The sequence below is a fragment of the Vibrio sp. 1078-1 genome (genome assembly GCF_033340475.1).
On sequence record NZ_JAWOWM010000753.1, the window covers coordinates 1 to 548 of the forward strand.

The 548-nt window shown below is 44.0% G+C and carries 1 protein-coding gene; it reads right to left on the reverse strand.

Features of this window, described 5'->3' with window-relative positions; translation table 11 throughout:
• Nucleotides 1-548, reverse strand: a 548-nt coding sequence (locus R7190_RS29870; protein ID WP_318138209.1) for a sensor histidine kinase, incomplete at both ends; no start/stop codon positions are given.

The following is a 548-nucleotide window of genomic DNA, read 5'->3' on the forward strand; positions in this document are numbered from 1 at the left end:
AACAGAATTTGATTCAGACGAACTTGGTCGGTGAAAATCTCTACATTGCCATCAAGCCGGTTTTCGATGACAAGCTCAACCCCTTTGTTTTCGCAAATAGGGCGATAGATATTTTCTAGCGTTCGCATGGTATCAGCGAAGGAGAAAGGATGTTTTTGGATATTGAACTTGCCTTGTTCAATCTTTGAGAAGTCCAAAATATCATTCAATACAGCAAGTAAATGCTCACCACTGTGGCGAAGAACATCGATTTGGTTCTTCTGCTCTTCCGCTTCCACGGAATCTTTGAGTAGCTGCGCAACACCCAAAATACCATTAATTGGTGTGCGAATTTCATGGCTCATTTTAGCCAAGAAGTCAGCTCGCGCTTGCGCGGATTTTTCGGCTTCTCTGCGTGCTAAGTTACTTTGCTTTTCAGCTTCGATCAGCGTTGTAATATCTTGCCCTTGAACAATGATGCCGCTGATATCACCATCGACACGAATTGGCGATAAGTTCCAACGAAAGACTTTATCACCAATAGGCACGTTCACTCCCGTCAGTGTCGC